The sequence below is a fragment of the Tenacibaculum sp. Bg11-29 genome (assembly GCF_002836595.1).
Taxonomy (GTDB): Bacteria; Bacteroidota; Bacteroidia; order Flavobacteriales; family Flavobacteriaceae; genus Polaribacter.
The window spans coordinates 1,882,059-1,900,221 of the sequence record NZ_PJBB01000003.1; the positions used below are offsets into that span (position 1 = coordinate 1,882,059).

Here is an 18,163-nt window from a genome sequence, read left to right on the forward strand (position 1 = left end):
GTTAATATTTAATAAATTGATTTAGTTCTTTTTTTACTTCCTCTACGTAATTTTTACTTTGCTTCTTGTAGCGAATCATTTCATGATAGCCTATTAAATATTTGTAGAATAAAGTTGCTTTTATAAAAGCATCGCTTTCTGAAAACCCTATTTGAATTAATATACCCTTGGTGTAATCAATCCTTTGATTGTCTATTTGATCTATTAATGTTTGGATTTTCTTATCTTTAAGTGCATACCTTTTTAGAAAAAAAATGAAATCTAAGTAGGGTTCTTTCTTAAATGCTAATGCTATTAATCCATTAAATTTTTCTTTAGCTAATGGTTTACTTTCTACCGTTGTAATTATTTTGTCGGTATCAGTAGTAACCCAAAAAGATATAATTTCGCTTAAAAAATCTTTTTTTGTTTTAAAGTGCCAGTAAAAACTTGATTTATTAACCTTTAGTTTCAGAGCCATCTTTTCAACGACTATTCCGCTAATTCCTTTTTCAGAGAATAATTTATAACCGAGCATTATCCAGTCCTCTTTTTTTGCTATTATTTTTGGCATTATTTAGACGTTATCGTTTAATAAGGTAAATATATAAATATTATTTAATAAAGGATAACGTTCATTAAAATGTTTTTCTAAAAGAAAATGAATGTGTTTAATGATGTAATCCGTACTTTAATAATAATTTTTAGAAATGGTAAATGAATATAAAATTTATAAGAATTATAGTAAATAGGAAAGTACAACCAATGAGCTATAAATATAGCTGGTATGCTTTTAGAATAATATTTGTAGCCTTCTTAAGAGGATTGTTCAAGTAGCTACGACTTCAATATTGTGTTTTGCTAAAAGGAGAAAACACAAGAAAGTCCCGTACTTTTAGTTTGTTCTTATTTATTTTTAAATAACCTTTATAAGGCTTTCCATTTTATGGATCTAGAATAAAACGATCATTAAATTCACTTGCTCGTTTTTATTTAAAAAATTAATTTAATCACAAGCGTTATAAACTATAGACTTATTTCTTATATGGAATTGTTTTTTCTGTTGTGTAACGTCTTCTAATAATTCATATTTATTTATACGCATAAAATAATCATAATCATTTTTATTTGGACAACCTTTTAAACATTTTCCTATAGAGATATAAGAATTTAATTCAGTATTAAAATTATATAATTCTGAGTTTACAATTTTGCTGTCATATTTTTTACAGCCTACATTATAATATACGTATTTGGGAGTTTTTTTTAAAATAGACAATGTTAGTTTTTTTAATAGTTTCCCATCTTCATTTGTCTCATCAGGTAACGGTTTTTTTTCGGTAATTCTATTTTTTCTAAATATCAACTTATCATTATCAATAATTACTCTAGTTTGCCTAGTGTTATTAGTCTTTATATACTCGTAAATAATAAAATCATTAAATTTTTGTTTGTTTTTATAAGTATAAATAATAACTTCTTGCTCTTCTTGTTCTTTATAATTATTGTTATAGGCTAATGAAATAGAATTATAAGTATTTTTAATTTTTCCTAGATAGGGAAATTTAAAACAATTAGCATTTTTATTAAAAATAGGAATTAAATTTTGTGTTTTTTCATTAGTATCTCCATATTTAATAAGTGTTCTGTAACTAAAATTATCCCCTTTAAAAAAGGTTTTTGTTGAATCACCAATCTCAGCATTATAGCGACCATACACACTAAAGAGATGTTTCTTTTTATTAGGGATTAAATGCAGGTATTTTTTATGTACAACTTTCCAAGTTCCAACCTGTATTTCTCCAAATGATATAATCGCATATTTATTTTGATGATAAATATATAATTGTGCTCCTCCAGATGGATTATGACTTCCAAAGGATAATGAGTATTTTCCTACTACTTTCTTTTCAGCTTCTTTATGGTTTTTACTTTTGGTATATAAAGGGTTTTGGGTATTTAAAGAATAATTATTTTCTAACCCTTTTATTTTGGTCGCTATTGCTGTACAGCTTTTAGACAGCATTGAGTGAAATAGTTCTTTGTATTTATTTAAACTTACTTTTTGTATTATTTCAATGGAATCCTTTTTGGTAAGTGAGCTGCATTTATTAAACTTAATTTCAAGGTCAACTTCACTATCTATGTATTCTAATTTTTCAATACAATCACAAGTTTTAGTAGCATTGTTTTTTATTATACTCTCTATTGTTTGTGAGTGACAAGAAAAACTGATAACGAGTAGATTAAGTATTGCAAATAAAGCGGTTTTTTTCATGCTTTTTTTTAAAAATAAAAATAGTAATCCTTTTGTTAATTAATATGAATGAAGCTTAATTATTTTTCATTGTTAAGGTAAAATTAAAGAAAGGAAATTGAAATAACCGTAATTTAAAGTGTGACTTATAGAAAAATAAATTGAGTGTAGTAAAATATAAGGAAAAATAAGCTCAAAACAGTCTGAAATACTATTTTGAGCTTACTGTTGTAAAGATCTCTTTTTTTACTTAATAATTTAGCTTATACACAGCGGTTGATTGCTTTTCTGAGAGTTTTTTAGGCATTAGTTTTATAATACTATTTCTTAAAAATATAGCAAAGTTGTTTTTTAAATGTGCCATTTTACCAATAGACCAACTTTTGTTTACAATTTGTTCCGCAGTATTTTTTCTTATTTTTTCGAGTTTATTAAAAGCCTTTTGAGTATTTTTTTCGGAAGCTAAACACTCAGCAATTACATAAGCACTTTCAATTGCTTGACAAGCACCTTGCCCTAAATTAGGTGTTGTAGCATGAGCAGCATCACCAATTAAACAAACATTGTTTTTGTACCAGGTAGTAATAGGTTTTAAATCTATCATTTCATTAAAAATAATATCCCTTTTGTTAGTGTTGGCTATTATCTTTTTAACTAATGGATTAAAACTTGAAAAGAGTTCTGCTAAGTTTGTATTAGCATATTCCTTTTGGTAATCGGTCTTATAATTAGCAAGCGCATACCAATAAACCTCATTTTCATTTATATGTACAAAACCAAAACGCTTTCCTTTACCCCATAACTCATTTAACTCCGTTTTATATTTATTAGGAATCGTTAGTTTTACAATGCCTCTCCAACACACTTGCTTTGCAACACGAAGTTTGGTATTGCTAAAAATTGATTTTCTAACCATAGAATGAATACCATCGGCACCAATTAAAATATCAGAAGTTTGTGAAGTTCCATCTTCAAAACGAATAGAAATTTTATTGTTTTCTTGACTTAATGATTGTAGTTTTTTATTTAAATGTATAGGTATGTCAGTTAATCTGTTTACTAAAACTGTATGTAATGTAGCTCTATGAATTGCATAGGTTTTGGCTTTATATGCTACTTCTGCATTTTGTAAATTTACAGACGTAATTTTGTTCAGTTCTTCATCTGTTATATGTAAGGCATTGGTGTAATTTCCTAAGGATGCAATTTCTTCGTAAATACCTAACCTTTTATATACTTGCATTGCATTAATTGCTAAGTTAATACCAGAACCTGCTTTTCTAAAACCTTTCGAAGCTTCAAAAATCTCAACTTCAAATCCTTTTTGTTTTAAGGCTATTGCTGTTGTTAGTCCGCCAATTCCGGCACCTATAATTGCTATTTTCATTTTTTATATTTTAAAATTAATGAAACGATATAACCAAAAAAGGCAACGCCAGTAAATACAATTGGTACGATAAAAAAATATTTAATTGATAATAAGAGGGCAGTTAAACAAATGATGCTATTAAGAATAGTAATATTGGTTGGAATAGCAGTTGCTTTATTATTTTTTAACAAGAATAAGTTTAATAGTCCATAGCCGAAAAGAAGTACCCCCATCATTAAGCTAAAACCATGATGGAAGAAAAAAAGGTTGGATTTACTTCCTAATATATCAACAGGAAATGCTTTCATTTTTAGGATAAAATTATTTTGTAATTCAGTTTTCGGACTTGTTAAATAGGTAATCGTATGTCCAATACCAACAAGTATTAACGACCAACTTGCTATTTTACTACTAGTTTTTTGAAAATTCATGATTTCTATAATTTAGGTCAAAGGTACTAATAAAATTAAAAATTAGGTCAATAGTACTATTTTTTTTAAATTTGTGAAATGAAAAAAACCAAAGAGATAATTTTAGATACTTCATTAGAGCTATTTAATTCACTTGGCTTACCTAAAGTAACACTTAGAACAATTGCTAATAAAATGGAGATAAGTCAAGGGAATTTGAATTATCACTTTAAGAAAAGAGAAGCTATTATAGAGGCTTTGTATTTTAGATTGGTTGAAAATATAGATAAGAGTATGGTGGATTTACAAGAGTCTAAAACACCTTTTTATTTATTAGTAAACATATCTAAAACGATAATGTTTAACTTTTATGAGTATCGTTTTTTTTTATTAGATTTTGTTCAAATAATGCGAGAAAATAAAAAAATAAAAGAGCATTATAACGAGCTCACTGTACAGCGTGAACAACAGTTTACTATGCTTTTTAATTTGTTAATAGAAAACGGAATAATGCGAGAAGCAATTTTACCAAACGAATATAAAAATTTGTACAAACGTTTTCAGATTTTAGGCGATTTTTGGGTTTCTGATGCGGTAATAAATAATGCTAAGATTACGAAAAAAACAATTGCAAGCTATTCAACAATTTTAACACAGGCTATTTATCCTTATTTAACTGTAAAAGGGCAAGAAGAATATCATGCTATAATTTCAGAAGGCATATAATTATAGCTGTTATTTATAATAAGTTTATGGTTGTGGTAGGTTTTATATAGAGTCGTTACCCAACATAGTAAGCTACAAACTCTCTGAATAGTGAATAAAAATCTCTAGATTCAAAATAGTTAGGACTTGCACTACTAACATTTGTAAAACCTTGTTTTTTAAATAACATTTTTGTTCGTGTTAAATGAAAGTACTGTGAAACAACTATAACACTTTTAAAAGCCAAACTATCTTTTAAATTTAGGGTGTTTTTAACAGTTTTGAGGGTGTTGTCGCCAAAATTATCAACAATAATTAAAGAATCGGGTACTTTATTTTTAAGTAAGAAAGCTTTCATTTTATCACCTTCATAAACCCCTTCTTTACCTAAACCACCACTAACAATTATTTTTTTTACTTGGTTGTTTTTATATAAGTTTAAACCACATTCTAAACGTTTTTGTAATCGTTTAGAAAGCGTGCCATCTTTATTTACTTTATTACCAAGTATTACAGCAACATCAGCCTTTTTATTATTCTTAGCCAACCCATCAAATGTAATGTAAGCTATATGCCCAAAAAACCATAGTAATAATATAGCTAGTAGTAATTTATATTTTTTTAAGGTTTTCATTAAAAGTTTTGCATAGAATAAAGGCAATAGATTAGGGTTTATAAGATACTTGGAGTTTTTTAGTTTAAAGGTACATGTAATTTTAGTTGATTTTATAAAGTTACTTACAATTTTTTACAGTATTCTTTATTTATGATATGTTTTAATGGTTTGGTATAGATAAAACGTCATTTTTATGTTTCATAAATAATTTTAAGAGTACTTATGAAACATAAAAATGGGGTTTTTATTCTTGTTTGCTATTTAATTGTCAATAGGTTTATGTGTGCTTATTGCAATTCTATTCCAAGAATTTATAGTAACTATTGCCATTATTATTTGTGAAAAATAAGTGTCGCCAAATGTTTTAATAGCTTTTTCGTAGGTTTTAGAAGTTAATCCCTTATGATGAATCATAGTTACTTCTTCAGTCATTTGAAGAATAATTTTTTCTTCTTCAGTAAATAAAATTGTATCCTGCCAAGCATTTAATAAAAAAATACGTTGTTTAGTTTCTCCATTTTTTAAAGCAACTTTTGTATGCATATCTATACAAAATGGGCATTTATTTAACTGTGAAGCTCTAATTTTTATAAGCTCTTTATGGGTACTACTTAATTTACTTTCTTCTAAGTAATTCTCTAAAGCAAACATCCCTTTATAAGCAGTAGGTTCGGTTGTTTCAATTTGAATTCTTTTATCCATTTTTACTTTGTTTTAGTTTATTACAAAGATAAATTGAGACTTATAGAAAAAACTTAACCTGGTTTAAGAACGGTTAATTATTAGTTTGATGTTCATAAAATTCTAGTGTAAATTCTCTTAAGTACTTAGAATATTTATTATTATCGGATATGTTTTTTAATAAAGCTACGCATTTTTTTAGCGCAACTCCCTCTAAAGAATTAATAAACCTGTTTAATAAAAGAATAGAAGTTATTGTAGCATTTTCGGTATTAAATTTTATTAGTTTAGGATAGTATATTTCATAATCGGGCTTGTTAATACTTTCTACAAAGTGAATAAAGGAAAAATTTTCATCCATCTCTGCATCTTGAGATTTAAGAAATTCAAAAAGTATATCGATTAACTCTTTCTTTTGTAATGTAACCAAAGAATCTATGGGAGTTAGTTGCTCACTAATTTCATCAAAAAAGTCACTGATCTCATAATCTTCGGTTTCTTCAGTTACCTTAAATTTTTTGATTTTTACTATTGCTCCTTTAATTTCCATTTATTTGTTAATTCAATTAATTATTTTTTATATAAAAAGCTGATTAATAACGTTTTTTGTTCCTAATTTTACTTACATATTCAGGTGTAAGACCTAAATAAGAGGCAAGTAAATATTGCGGTATTCTTTGAGCAAAACCTGGGTATTTATCAATAAAATTAAAATATATTTCTTCTTTAGAAAAATCATATAAATATTTCATTCTCATTTGAGAGGCTCCAAAAGATATTTGGTAAATTGATCTGAAATATTTTTCAAGTTTTGGAAACTCCTCTAATAATTTTTTTTGCTTATCAATAGAAATCGAGAGGATTTGAGATTTTTCAACTGCTTGAATATGAAAATCGGTAGTGCCTTCATTATAAAAAGCTAAACAATCAGTCATCCACCAATTTTCAATGGCAAATTGAATGGTTCTTTCTACGCCTTTATTATTAACAAAATACATTTGAAGACATCCACTTAATACAAAATGATTAAAATTACATTTATTAGTCGCTTCAATTACAGCTTCTTTTTTGTTTAAGTTTCTAATATCAAAGAAGAGTATAATTTTTTTAAAATCTTCTTCTTTAATAGTTACAAATTTATTTAGATGTTCAAAAAAATGTTTTGTCATGCTGGAAATTTACACTAAAATTTTTAATTTGTAAGACTACGTGTAAAGTTAGCTATAAGAAACATAGGGTAGGTAATAGTTGAGGTTATTTTAGTTTTTATAACCGAATAAAATATACAGAGGTTAGCAGATGATTTTCTGTATTTTAGTTGAGACTTCTTGAGAAATGTCTGGTTGAGCGTAGTCGAAACCTATTTTTAATAGACTAATAGTTCTCGTAAACTTCGTTTGCTACTTTCAATCAAATTAACATTTTTATTTCAGTAATGCTCGAACTGACAACAAGAGTTTCGCTACTCTACTTAAAGGCAGTTGCTTAATTATATGGATTTAACTACTGACCTCTAAAAGTATATTTTTAAAGAAAAACCGCCCTATGTTTTCAAAGCAACGAATTATATAATTTTATTTTCTCTCCAATTGTTTTTTAAATAATTTAAGGCGTCTTCTAAAGCTTTTTTTGAAGGTATAGGATTAAAATCTAACTCATCTCTTGATTTACTAATGTTATAATCTTGTTTTAAGCCATAAAACATATCTAGGTAATGTCGCTGTAATAGAGGTTCTTTTCCTGTAATTTTACTACCAAATTCCATTAAGCTAGCAACAGCGTACAATAAGAATTTTGGCACTTTCTGAGGTGTTTTTAATTTTAGGCTTGGGTATAATTCAGCTGCTATTTTTACACTTTCCTGTAAAGAAGTATGTTTTTCGTTTGATAAAATATACCTTTCATTATTCTTGCCCTTAATCATAGCGTTATAAGTTGCTAAAGCTACATCTTTTACATCAACCCAATTTAAAGTTACATTGGTGTCTACAGGAATTTGTCCTTTTAAAATTTGTAAAACAAGGTTGTTAGAATAGCTTAACTTATAAGCTTTGTCACCAATCATAGCAGAAGGTAAAACTAAAACAGTTCTAATACCATATTTTTTTCCTAATGCTAATGCTAGTTTATCAGAATCATTTTTTGAATTGTAATACCAGTTTCTTCGATCTTTATTATATCCGTTATTTACATTGGCTGGTAATTTTGAGAAATCTAAACATGCTACAGAGCTTACGTATACAATATTTTTGATGCCACATTCTTTTGCAAGGTCAAACACATTTTGAGTTCCTTGCATATTATTATCATAAATTTCGGTTTTAGGATCTTTAGCCCACATACTAAAATTTGCTGCTACTGCGTATAAATTGGTAACTCCTTTAAATGCTTTTTTTAATGACTCTTTGTCGGTAATATCTGCCTGTATAACTTCACAATCTAACCCTTTAAAAGGAGCTACATTATGTATGTTTCTAACAGTTGTTCTTACTTTTTTGTTTTTAGAAAGTAATAGTCTAATTAAGTTATTTCCTAAATGCCCGTTTCCTCCTGTTATTAATGAAATTTCGTTACTCATAATTTTTTAAATTTAGTAGGAGTAAAATTAGAACGTATTTAAGAGAAGGGAAATAACATTTGTTAGAAAGTAATTTGTTTTCTAATACGACTTAGAGATTGAGGTTCCATTCCTAAAAAAGAAGCAATATTATCAATAGATACATTTAAAGCTAAATTAGGGTATTGATTTACAAATTTTAGATAGCGTTCTTTTGCTGATAAAATTTGAAAATCTTTAACACGTTCTAACTTGCAACTTAAATGTTGGTTGGTTACTTCTTTAACAAGTACAGCCCAGAATTTTGTTTCTTCTTGTAAAATATTAAAATTTGATTTTGATATTTTTAAAAGTTTAGATGCTGTAATCGTTTCATAATAATCTAATGAAGGTATTTCGTTCATAAAACTATCTAAAGACGTAAAAAAATCATGTGATGCTACAAGATGTTGTACTACAATTTTACCATCAATATTTTGATAACCTTTTACAATTCCTGAATCTAAGTAATAAATATATCGCTCTACTTTTCCTGCTTCAGAAATACTAGTTTGAGCTGTAAGATTTTCTTCTTCAAAATATTTTTCGATTAAGTCAATATCGTTTTGATTTATTGTAATTCTAGATTGTATATAATTAATTAGATTTTTCATTTATAATAATATAAGTGGTAAGAAATCGCATTTTTTATTTTAGTAAGAAGTAAAAGTAATTTTTTTAGAATAAAAGTAAGTTTAGTGTATAAAAAAACTCGTTACAATATTGCAACGAGTTCTATTATATTTTTTAAAAAGTGTATTCTTAGAACATTTCTCTACCAGAAAAATGAAAAGCACCTTCAATAGCAGCATTTTCATCAGAATCAGATCCGTGAACAGCGTTTTCACCTATAGAAGTAGCAAACATTTTACGAATAGTTCCTTCAGCAGCATCAGCAGGATTTGTAGCACCGATTAAAGTTCTAAAATCTTCAACAGCATTGTCTTTTTCTAAGATAGCAGCAATAATTGGCCCACGAGTCATAAATTCAACTAACTCACCAAAGAAAGGACGCTCGTTGTGCACAGCATAAAAAGCTTCAGCATCACGCGTTGTCATTTGAGTTTTTTTCATTGCTACGATTCTAAAACCTGCAGCATTAATTTTGTCTAAAATTGCACCAGTGTGTCCGTTTTCAACACCATCTGGTTTAATCATTGTAAAAGTTCTATTTGTTGCCATTATTATAAGTTTCTATATAAGTAAATAAAATGTAAGTGCAAACTTCGCACAAATCGGCGCAAAAATACACTTTTTTATGTTATTGGCAAGTTAAGGATATACTTGACTGATTTTTTGTAATATAGTATTGTTTTTACCTCGCATTTGAAAAATTACTTTATTTAATTCGAAATCAAAAAGCAACACTCCATAACTTAAAGTACTTATGACATTACCTATTCTTTGCTTATTTTTTTCAGAAGAAAATGATGTGTAAGCATGAGTTAAACCACTTGAAGTAAAATCTATAATAGGATAAGGAACATTAGGAATATTAGTTTTAGAGAATTCTGAAATATGCCTGTCACCAGAAAGAAGAATTACATTTTTAGCCTTTGAAGTTTCAATAAGCTTCAAGAATTTGGTAAGCTCACTAGGGAAGTTACTCCATTTCTCGAAACCATGTTCACTCGAAAGTACTTGAATACTACTAACGATAACATTAAAATTAGCCGTAGAGTTTGTTAATTCATTTTTTAACCATGCCCATTGGTTAGTTCCTAAAATACTACCCTCTTTATTTTTATTAGATTGATAACGTTTTTTACCACTTCCTTTTGTTAAAGCTGTTCTGAAATACCGAGTATCTAGCATAATTATTTTTATACTCTTGTTTTTTATTTTGAAATTTTCAACATGATAAATACCCGCTTTTTTTCTTCTAGGGGAGTGTTTAGGAACATTTATAAAATCTAAAAACAACTGCTGGCTTTCCTTTTTCTTTTTATAATCAATACCTCCATCATTTTTACCATAATCATGATCGTCCCAAGTAGCTAAAATAGGAGTGTTTTTTGCTAGCTTACTGTATGAAAATTGCTTTTTTTGCTGCATATAAAATTTTTCCATTTTATCCATGTTATTTGTATCAGCATAAATATTATCTCCACCCCAAATCCACACATCAGGTTGTTGAGAAATAATATCTTCCCAAAAAGGATTCGATTTGTTTTGGTCATTACAAGAGCCAAAAGCTATTGTAAATTTTTCTTGACTGTATATAGTTGTAGAAATGATTAAAAGTGTAAAAAATGCTATAGAAGATTTCATAGAAGTCATTAGAGTATTATTTTTGTGAAATAACAAAAATAAAAGCAGAAAAAGATTAATAAAACATTAATTAGTATATTCGCCACTTATGATTTTAAAACACTTTACAGAACTCAAAGAATATTTGTCACAATCTAAAAATATTGTGATAATAGGTCATAGAAATCCTGATGGAGATGCAATTGGCTCAACATTAGGATTAAAACATTATTTAGATAAAAAAGGGCATACTGTTCAGGTAGTAATGCCTAATGAATACCCTGATTTTTTACATTGGATTCCAGGGTCTGAAACAGTATATCGTTTCGACCGTCAAAATAAACAGAGCGTTCGGTCGTTAAAGAATTCAGAAATTGTATTTCTTTTAGATTTTAATGCTTTACATAGGGTAGGAAGTGATATGCAAAATACATTAGAAAAATATGAAAATAATTTTGCGTTGATAGATCATCATCAGCAGCCAGATGATTTTGAGTATATGTATTCAGATACAACCATGTCATCTACTTGTCAAATGGTATACAATTTCATCGAAATGATGGGAGATGTAGACTTAATAGATAAAAATATTGCTACGGCATTGTATACAGGTATTATGACTGATACAGGATCTTTTCGTTTTAGATCAACAACAAGTACAACACACCGTATTATTGCTGATTTAATAGATAAAGGCGCAGAAAATGACAAGATTCATAGTAATGTACAAGATGCAAATACTTATAATCGTTTATTGTTATTAGGGCAAGCATTAAGTAATATGAAAATGTTAACGGAGTATAAAACGGCATTTATAACATTATCAGAGGCAGAAAAAAAACAATTTAATTACGAAAAGGGAGATACTGAAGGTGTTGTAAATTATGCCCTTTCTTTAAAAGGTATTGTGTTTGCTGCTATTTTTATAGAAGATAAAGAGCAAGGAATTATAAAAATGTCACTTCGTAGTAAAGGTAAGTTTTCAGTAAATCAGTTTGCTAGAAATCACTTTAATGGTGGAGGTCATGATAATGCAGCAGGAGGAAAGAGTGATGAATCGATGGAAGATACAATAACAACATTTAAAGCATTGTTACCAAAATATAAAACAGCATTAGAAACATCGTATGAAGCTTAAAATTATTTTTTTCTTGGTGGTTATTTTAGGTGTAGTTTCTTGTAAAGAACCTGAAGCAAGAAGGCCTAATAAACAAGGAACTACTAATTTTTACAATGAAGTAGTAAAAAAGAATAAAAAACTGAATGCTTTAGAGAAAAAGCGATTAGAAAATTTTATTTCTAAAGATACAGTTAATCAATATACAGTTTCTAAAAATGGCTTTTGGTATACCTATGTCGTTAAAGATTCACTAAATACTTTAAAACCAAAAAAAGAAGATGTAGTTTTGATATCTTTCGACATTTCAGATATCAATGGGAATATACTTTATAGGAGGCAAGAAAGAAACTATAAGGTAGATAAAGAAGATTTTATTCCTGCATTGCAAGATGGAATAAAGTTGATGAGAAAAGGAGAAACTATTACATATATCATTCCATCATATAGTGCCTTTGGTATTACAGGTGACGGTAATAAGATAGGAGTAAGACAACCAATAAAGAGTACAGTAACATTAATCGAAATCAAATAACAAATAAGTAAAAATGAAATTAACTAAAATTTTAGCAGTAGCAGTTGTAACGTTATCTGTTGTATCATGTGGAAACAGTCAGTTTAAAGAAAAAAGTTCATTAACAACAGAGGTAGATTCTGTGAGTTATACTTTAGGTGTAGACATGGCTAATAAAATAAAATCTAATTTTGATGATATTGATCAAGGTTTATTTGTTCAAGGATTTAAAAATGGAATGGATTCTACAAATCTTTTAGTAGAATCAAAAGATATTAATAATATCTTAAGCGCATTTTTTCAGAAGAAACAACAAGAAAAAATGAAGGAACAGCAAGCTGCACAAGCAAAAAAGGCTGAAACTGAGTTTGGAGATTATAGAAAAGAAGGTGAAGAATTCTTAGCAGCAAATAAAGCAAAAGAAGGTGTAAAGACTACTGCTAGTGGTTTACAATACATTGTTTTAAAAGAAGGAAGTGGAGAAACGCCTAAAACATCATCAAAAGTTAAAGTTCATTATCATGGTACATTAACTGATGGAACTGTTTTTGATAGTTCAGTAGATAAAGGACAGCCAATTGAATTTGGTGTAACTCAGGTTATAAAAGGATGGACTGAAGGATTACAGTTAATGAAAACAGGAGCTAAGTATAAGTTTTTTATACCTCAAGATTTAGCATATGGAGCACAGCAAAGAGGAGCGAAAATTAAGCCATTTTCAGCTTTAATTTTCGATGTAGAATTACTTGAGATTAAGTAAAAAAACATACATAAAAATTAAAATCAATTAGGTTAGTACTTGTTATTAACCTAATTGATTGTTTATAAAAGAAACTTAAAATATAATTCAATGAAAATTTGTAAAATTTTAATAGCAGTTGTAGTGTTGTTTTCAGCATGTAAATCGGTTAAATATGCTGATTTAGAAAATGGATTATATGCAGATCTACAAACAAATCGTGGAGATATTTTAATAAAATTACACGAAAAAGAAATGCCAATGACAGTTGCTAATTTTGTAGCATTGGTAGAAGGAGATAATCCTAAAGTGGTAGATTCATTAAAAGGAAAACCTTTTTATGATGCAACGAAATTTCATAGAGTAATTAATGACTTCATGATTCAAGGTGGAGATGTTACAGGTACTGGTAGAGGAAATAATGGCTATCGATTTGGAGATGAATTTCCGATGAATGAAAAAGGAGAGTTAATTTATAAGCATGACGGTGCAGGAGTACTGTCTATGGCAAACTCAGGAAAAGCAACAAACTCTAGTCAATTTTTTATTACACATAAAGCAACACCTTGGTTAGATGGTATACATTCGATTTTTGGTAAAGTATTATTAGGGCAAGATATAGTTGATGTAATTAAGCAAAATGATGTAATTAATCATGTAGAGATAATTAGAGTTGGTAAAGAAGCTAAAAAGTTTAGAGCTGCTAATGTTTTTGAAAAAGAGTTACTGAATGTAGAAAAAAAAGCAGCTGAGTATAAAGAGAAAATAGCTGAACTAAAACGCGTGTTTCAAGAAGAAAAAGGAATTAATGAAGCTATTGAAACAGATTCAGGGTTAAAGATTTTGCAGTTGCAAAAAGGAAAAGGTGAAAAAGTAAATCCAGCAATACCTACAACAGTTCATTACACACTATATTTGGCAGAAGGAAAAAAAATGGATTCTAGTTTAGATAGATCAAAACCCTTTACCTTTATTATTAATGATGCTAAATCGCCTATTATTACAGGATGGAGAGAAGGTGTACAAACAATGAGAGAAGGAGGTAAATCAATATTTTTTATTCCTTATTATTTAGGGTACGGAGAAAGTGGTTTAGGACCAACTATAGGAAAAACAGATTTAGTGTTAGAAGTAGAAGTATTAAAGGTAGGTAAATAATTATGATAGAAAACATTATACAAAAAGATAAAGAATTTCTGATTTACTTAAATAATTTGGGGAGTGAAAATTGGGATGGATTCTGGTTAGCGATAACAAATCAATTTCATTGGACACCTTTGTTTGTTTTTTTACTTTATTTAATTTTTAGGTATCTAGGTTTAAAAAAAGGGTTATTTACAGTTTTATTTTTAGCTCTTTTAGTAACGTTTTCAGATCAGATAACAAACGTTATAAGAGGTGTTTTTGAGAGGTTGCGACCAAATAATGATCCAGCAATAAGAGACTCGTTAAGAACACTAATAAGACCCCAAAGTTTTAGTTTTGCCTCTGGTCATGCAACAACATCTACCGTTGTTACAGTTTTTTTAATTATGCTTTTACGAAAGCACACAAAATATATTAAATTTTTAATAATGTTTCCTTTAATTTTTGCATACAGTAGATTGTATTTGGGAGTTCATTTTCCAATAGATATATTAGGTGGTTTTATTAACGGTGTAACCATTGGGTATTTATCATTTAAATTGCATAAATTTTTAATAAACAAAATATTTAATTAAAACAGTTTTTAAAAAATAACTAAGCGTGCTAATTTTAAATTAGCACGCTTTTTTTTAGCCCCAAAAGCTCTTAAGGAATTATGAGAAGAGGGGGATAGGTAGTTTTTTGAACTAAGATCGTAAGATAATTAAAGTATAGTTGAGGTGTTTTATGTTTTTATATAAAATTAAGAAACAAGTAGTATTTAAATTAATAATTATGGTAAAGTGATTTTTAATATATAGTAATAGAATCTGCTTTTTTGAATAGATTAAAAAGAAGGGAAGGTGTGTAGAAAGAAAGACAAGTAGTGTGTAAGGGAGTGTTTTTAATTATAATTTAGAAGAGGTGTTTGATGAGGTTGTTGCTGTTTTCTTGAAACTTTTGTGTGTAATTAATTATCTCTATTTCTTTGTTTTTCTAACCATAAATGAACGCTGCCTATTTCACGAGCTTTAAAAAAATTACTTTCTTTATATATGTAGTTTCCTTTAGGTAAAGTAGGTTTTACTTTGATAAATTTATAAAGAACTAATTTAAGTATTGAGTCTTTTAAAGCATCCTTTGTTATATCTAAATCTTTATTAGAAGCTATTATTTCATTGATAAAGCTTTCTATTTCTATATTTTTAGTTTTGAAAATTAATGCTTTGAATACGATTTCTTCCATAATAGGTTTTGTCTTACTTGTAGTAAAGGTATTTTTAAATTATAATTATAAAAAGGGGATAACCGCAGAAATACATGTAGTTAACCGTAAGGTTCTGTGGGGTTTGTTTCGAGTATTTATTAAATAAAATAACGTCTTTGGTAGTTAACGTGGCTTGCTTGTATTTATTTTGTAGAGTGAAGAATTATGAAATTAGTTCTTATTTTATTGTATAAAAAAAACCGAAGCTTTTGCTTCGGTTTTTGCGGAGAGTAAGGGATTCGAACCCCTGGACCTGTTACAGTCAACAGTTTTCAAGACTGCCGCATTCGACCACTCTGCCAACTCTCCTGATACGCTATTTTAGATATTTCTAATAGCGGTTGCAAATATATAATTATTTCTAAATATAAAAAGCTTTTTGTTGTTTTTTTAAATGCATTTAAAAGTGCGTTAATTTTTTTTGCTAGTCTTAGCGTAAAAATATAAAAGCAAAAAAAAACCGAAGCTAATGCTTCGGTTTATGCGGAGAGTAAGGGATTCGAACCCCTGGACCTGTTACAGTCAACAGTTTTCAAGACTGCCGCATTCGACCACTCTGCCAACTCTCCTGATACGCTATTAAGGATAATCCTGTTATAGCGGTTGCAAATTTACAATGTTTTTTTTAATTAAAAAAACAAAAAGTTATTATAATTTAAAAAAAAGCAGTTTCATTGAGTTATTATTAGGTGTCTTTTTAATAGTCAGGGTGTTAGAGTTAAAATGTTTTTTTGTGCTTAAAAAGAAACTCTTGTTTTTAGTTTTCTGATGATATACAAAATATACCATTAGTGTTATATTTATGCATGCTTGACTAGTTTTTAGTGTTTTCATAAAGAAAATTATAATTTTTAAATTACTTTCGTTTTAAAATAGATAAGGTATGTTTAATTCATTTGGAAATATTTTAAAAGTAACAACTTATGGTGAGTCACATGGTACTGCAATAGGAGGTGTTATAGATGGATTTCCAGCAGGAATGGATGTGGATTTTGAAGCAATTCAACAAGAATTAGATAGACGTAAACCAGGTCAGTCTAAAATTGTAACCCAACGAAAAGAACCAGATACTGTTGAATTTATGTCAGGTATCTTTGAAGGAAAGACAACAGGTGCTTCTATTGGTTTTGTAATAAAAAATACAAACCAAAAAAGTAAAGATTATAACCATAACACCAATGTATATCGTCCCTCACACGCCGATTATACATATGACAAAAAATATGGTGTAAGAGATCATAGAGGAGGAGGTAGAACTTCTGCACGTGAAACTGCCAATTGGGTTGTTGCAGGTGCATTGGCAAAACAGTTAATAGCACATATTAATATTGATGCATTTACATCATCAGTAGGTGATATATTTATAGATAAACCATACCAAGATTTAGATTTTTCTAAAATAGAAAGTAATATTGTAAGATGTCCTGATACCGTTTCTGCCGAAAAAATGATTGATAAAATTCATGAAATAAGAAAAGCAGGAGACACCATTGGAGGTACAGTAACCTGTGTTTTACAAAATGTTCCAGTAGGTTTAGGAGAACCTATTTTTCATAAATTACACGCTGAACTAGGTAAGGCAATGTTATCAATAAACGCAGTAAAAGGATTTGAATTTGGAAGTGGTTTTTGTGGAGCAAAAATGCAAGGGTCAGAACATAACGATATTTTTAATGAAGATGGTACTACTCAATCTAATTTATCTGGTGGTATTCAAGGAGGTATTAGTAATGGAATGGATATCTATTTTCGAGTAGCTTTTAAACCTGTTGCTACTATTATGCAAAATCAACAAACCATAAACTCTGATGGTGAGCTTACCGAAATACATGGAAAAGGTCGTCATGATCCTTGTGTAGTACCAAGAGCTGTACCTGTTGTTGAAGCTTTAGCAGCTTTAGTAATGGCTGATTTTTGGTTAATTGATAGAACAAGAAGAGTTTAATAATTTATATAAATAATATTTATCTCCTTTTTTTATGGATGCTTTAAAATTTCTTTTAGAAGAATTAGAGAATCAATGGGAAGAGGAGATAACTATAAAAAGAGGTGATTTTCTAGTAAGAAAACATACGATAAATACAAATTTATATCTCGTTTTAGAAGGGAGTTTAAGAGTTTTTATTGAAGATGAAGATCAAGATCATACAATTAGATTTGGTTACAAAAATTCTATAATAACTGCCTTAGATTGTTTTTTAACAAACAAACCTAGCTTATTTTATATACAAAGCCTTAAGAAATGTAAGTTAAAGGTTATAAGTAAACAAAAGTATATGAGCCTTATAAAGGCTGATGTGAAGTGCCAGAATACTTGGAATATGATGCTAGAAAGTTTTGTTTACCAGCAGATAGAACGTGAGATCGATTTAATAACTTTTTCACCACAAAAACGTTTTCAAAGGGTTTTTAAACGTAGTCCACAAGTATTTCAAGAAATACCTCACAAATACATAGCTTCTTATTTAAGGATGGCTCCTGAAACTTTATCGAGAATATTAAAAAATCTTGATTAGAATCAATCTTTTTTTTGTTTTA

General features: G+C 28.4%; 21 protein-coding genes and 2 tRNA genes. 8 read left to right on the top strand and 15 right to left on the bottom strand.

Features of this window, described 5'->3' with window-relative positions; genetic code table 11:
* Position 1: 1 nt before the first annotated feature.
* From CXF68_RS08530 to CXF68_RS08545, 4 genes are all read right to left on the bottom strand, one after another.
* A complete protein-coding gene (locus CXF68_RS08530) occupies positions 2–553 on the bottom strand; it encodes a TetR/AcrR family transcriptional regulator (protein ID WP_101043949.1) in 552 nt (183 codons plus the stop codon).
* 432 nt (positions 554–985) lie between these two features.
* Positions 986–2,257: a hypothetical protein gene (locus CXF68_RS08535; RefSeq protein ID WP_101043950.1), complete on the bottom strand. Its 1,272-nt coding sequence runs from the start codon at positions 2,255–2,257 to the stop codon at positions 986–988.
* 229 nt (positions 2,258–2,486) lie between these two features.
* Positions 2,487–3,623 (bottom strand): FAD-dependent monooxygenase, encoded by a 1,137-nt coding sequence (locus CXF68_RS08540; protein WP_101043951.1) that lies wholly within the window; start codon positions 3,621–3,623, stop codon positions 2,487–2,489.
* On the bottom strand, positions 3,620–4,036 hold the full coding sequence (locus tag CXF68_RS08545) for a hypothetical protein (RefSeq protein ID WP_101043952.1): 417 nt from the start codon (positions 4,034–4,036) through the stop codon (positions 3,620–3,622). The genes CXF68_RS08540 and CXF68_RS08545 overlap by 4 nt, the downstream gene beginning before the upstream one ends.
* Before the next feature lie 78 nt (positions 4,037–4,114).
* Here CXF68_RS08545 and CXF68_RS08550 point away from each other — a divergent pair, with 78 nt between their 5' ends.
* The gene (locus CXF68_RS08550; protein ID WP_101043953.1) at positions 4,115–4,741 is read left to right on the top strand and encodes a TetR/AcrR family transcriptional regulator; all 627 of its coding nucleotides are present in this window, start codon (positions 4,115–4,117) and stop codon (positions 4,739–4,741) included.
* Positions 4,742–4,796: 55 nt separating this feature from the next.
* On the opposite strand, the gene CXF68_RS08555 is transcribed toward CXF68_RS08550, so the two are convergent.
* The 8 genes from CXF68_RS08555 to CXF68_RS08590 form a co-directional block, all read right to left on the bottom strand.
* Positions 4,797–5,354: a YdcF family protein gene (locus CXF68_RS08555; RefSeq protein ID WP_101043954.1), complete on the bottom strand. Its 558-nt coding sequence runs from the start codon at positions 5,352–5,354 to the stop codon at positions 4,797–4,799.
* Positions 5,355–5,597: 243 nt separating this feature from the next.
* Positions 5,598–6,038: a carboxymuconolactone decarboxylase family protein gene (locus tag CXF68_RS08560; protein ID WP_101043955.1), complete on the bottom strand. Its 441-nt coding sequence runs from the start codon at positions 6,036–6,038 to the stop codon at positions 5,598–5,600.
* Between the two features lie 73 nt (positions 6,039–6,111).
* Positions 6,112–6,567: a hypothetical protein gene (locus CXF68_RS08565; RefSeq protein ID WP_101043956.1), complete on the bottom strand. Its 456-nt coding sequence runs from the start codon at positions 6,565–6,567 to the stop codon at positions 6,112–6,114.
* Positions 6,568–6,610: 43 nt separating this feature from the next.
* The gene (locus CXF68_RS08570; RefSeq protein WP_101043957.1) at positions 6,611–7,186 is read right to left on the bottom strand and encodes a Crp/Fnr family transcriptional regulator; all 576 of its coding nucleotides are present in this window, start codon (positions 7,184–7,186) and stop codon (positions 6,611–6,613) included.
* Between the two features lie 395 nt (positions 7,187–7,581).
* The gene (locus CXF68_RS08575; RefSeq protein ID WP_101043958.1) at positions 7,582–8,595 is read right to left on the bottom strand and encodes an NAD-dependent epimerase/dehydratase family protein; all 1,014 of its coding nucleotides are present in this window, start codon (positions 8,593–8,595) and stop codon (positions 7,582–7,584) included.
* A gap of 62 nt (positions 8,596–8,657) precedes the next feature.
* Positions 8,658–9,227 carry a Crp/Fnr family transcriptional regulator gene (locus tag CXF68_RS08580; RefSeq protein WP_101043959.1) on the bottom strand — a complete coding sequence of 190 codons (570 nt, stop codon included), beginning with the start codon at positions 9,225–9,227 and terminating at the stop codon, positions 8,658–8,660.
* A 148-nt stretch (positions 9,228–9,375) separates the two neighbouring features.
* Entirely contained in the window at positions 9,376–9,795 is a 420-nt protein-coding gene (locus tag CXF68_RS08585; protein ID WP_028888450.1) for a nucleoside-diphosphate kinase, read from the bottom strand.
* Between the two features lie 90 nt (positions 9,796–9,885).
* Entirely contained in the window at positions 9,886–10,893 is a 1,008-nt protein-coding gene (locus CXF68_RS08590) for an alkaline phosphatase D family protein (protein ID WP_101043960.1), read from the bottom strand.
* A 79-nt stretch (positions 10,894–10,972) separates the two neighbouring features.
* On the opposite strand from CXF68_RS08590, the gene CXF68_RS08595 reads away from it, so the two are divergent.
* The 5 genes from CXF68_RS08595 (at position 10,973) to CXF68_RS08615 (ending at position 14,954) form a co-directional block, all read left to right on the top strand.
* Positions 10,973–12,001, top strand: coding sequence for a bifunctional oligoribonuclease/PAP phosphatase NrnA (locus tag CXF68_RS08595; protein WP_101043961.1), 1,029 nt, complete (start codon positions 10,973–10,975; stop codon positions 11,999–12,001).
* Positions 11,991–12,515, top strand: coding sequence for a gliding motility-associated peptidyl-prolyl isomerase GldI (gene gldI / locus CXF68_RS08600; protein WP_101043962.1), 525 nt, complete (start codon positions 11,991–11,993; stop codon positions 12,513–12,515). Before CXF68_RS08595 ends, gldI begins: the two co-directional genes overlap by 11 nt.
* Before the next feature lie 13 nt (positions 12,516–12,528).
* Positions 12,529–13,254 (top strand): FKBP-type peptidyl-prolyl cis-trans isomerase, encoded by a 726-nt coding sequence (locus tag CXF68_RS08605; RefSeq protein ID WP_101043963.1) that lies wholly within the window; start codon positions 12,529–12,531, stop codon positions 13,252–13,254.
* A 90-nt stretch (positions 13,255–13,344) separates the two neighbouring features.
* Complete coding sequence (locus tag CXF68_RS08610; RefSeq protein WP_101043964.1) at positions 13,345–14,391, top strand: peptidylprolyl isomerase; 1,047 nt, start codon at positions 13,345–13,347, stop codon at positions 14,389–14,391.
* A 2-nt stretch (positions 14,392–14,393) separates the two neighbouring features.
* Positions 14,394–14,954: a phosphatase PAP2 family protein gene (locus CXF68_RS08615; protein WP_198553775.1), complete on the top strand. Its 561-nt coding sequence runs from the start codon at positions 14,394–14,396 to the stop codon at positions 14,952–14,954.
* A 374-nt stretch (positions 14,955–15,328) separates the two neighbouring features.
* Here CXF68_RS08615 and CXF68_RS08620 read toward each other — a convergent pair whose 3' ends face one another.
* From CXF68_RS08620 to CXF68_RS08630, 3 genes are all read right to left on the bottom strand, one after another.
* Entirely contained in the window at positions 15,329–15,604 is a 276-nt protein-coding gene (locus tag CXF68_RS08620) for a hypothetical protein (RefSeq protein ID WP_101043965.1), read from the bottom strand.
* A 245-nt stretch (positions 15,605–15,849) separates the two neighbouring features.
* Positions 15,850–15,934, bottom strand: a tRNA-Ser gene (locus CXF68_RS08625).
* A 175-nt stretch (positions 15,935–16,109) separates the two neighbouring features.
* Positions 16,110–16,194: transfer RNA gene (locus CXF68_RS08630), tRNA-Ser, on the bottom strand.
* A 314-nt stretch (positions 16,195–16,508) separates the two neighbouring features.
* On the opposite strand from CXF68_RS08630, the gene aroC reads away from it, so the two are divergent.
* Entirely contained in the window at positions 16,509–17,570 is a 1,062-nt protein-coding gene (aroC, locus tag CXF68_RS08635; RefSeq protein ID WP_101043966.1) for a chorismate synthase, read from the top strand.
* A gap of 34 nt (positions 17,571–17,604) precedes the next feature.
* Entirely contained in the window at positions 17,605–18,141 is a 537-nt protein-coding gene (locus CXF68_RS08640) for a Crp/Fnr family transcriptional regulator (protein ID WP_101043967.1), read from the top strand.
* The last annotated feature ends 22 nt before the right edge of the window (positions 18,142–18,163 follow it).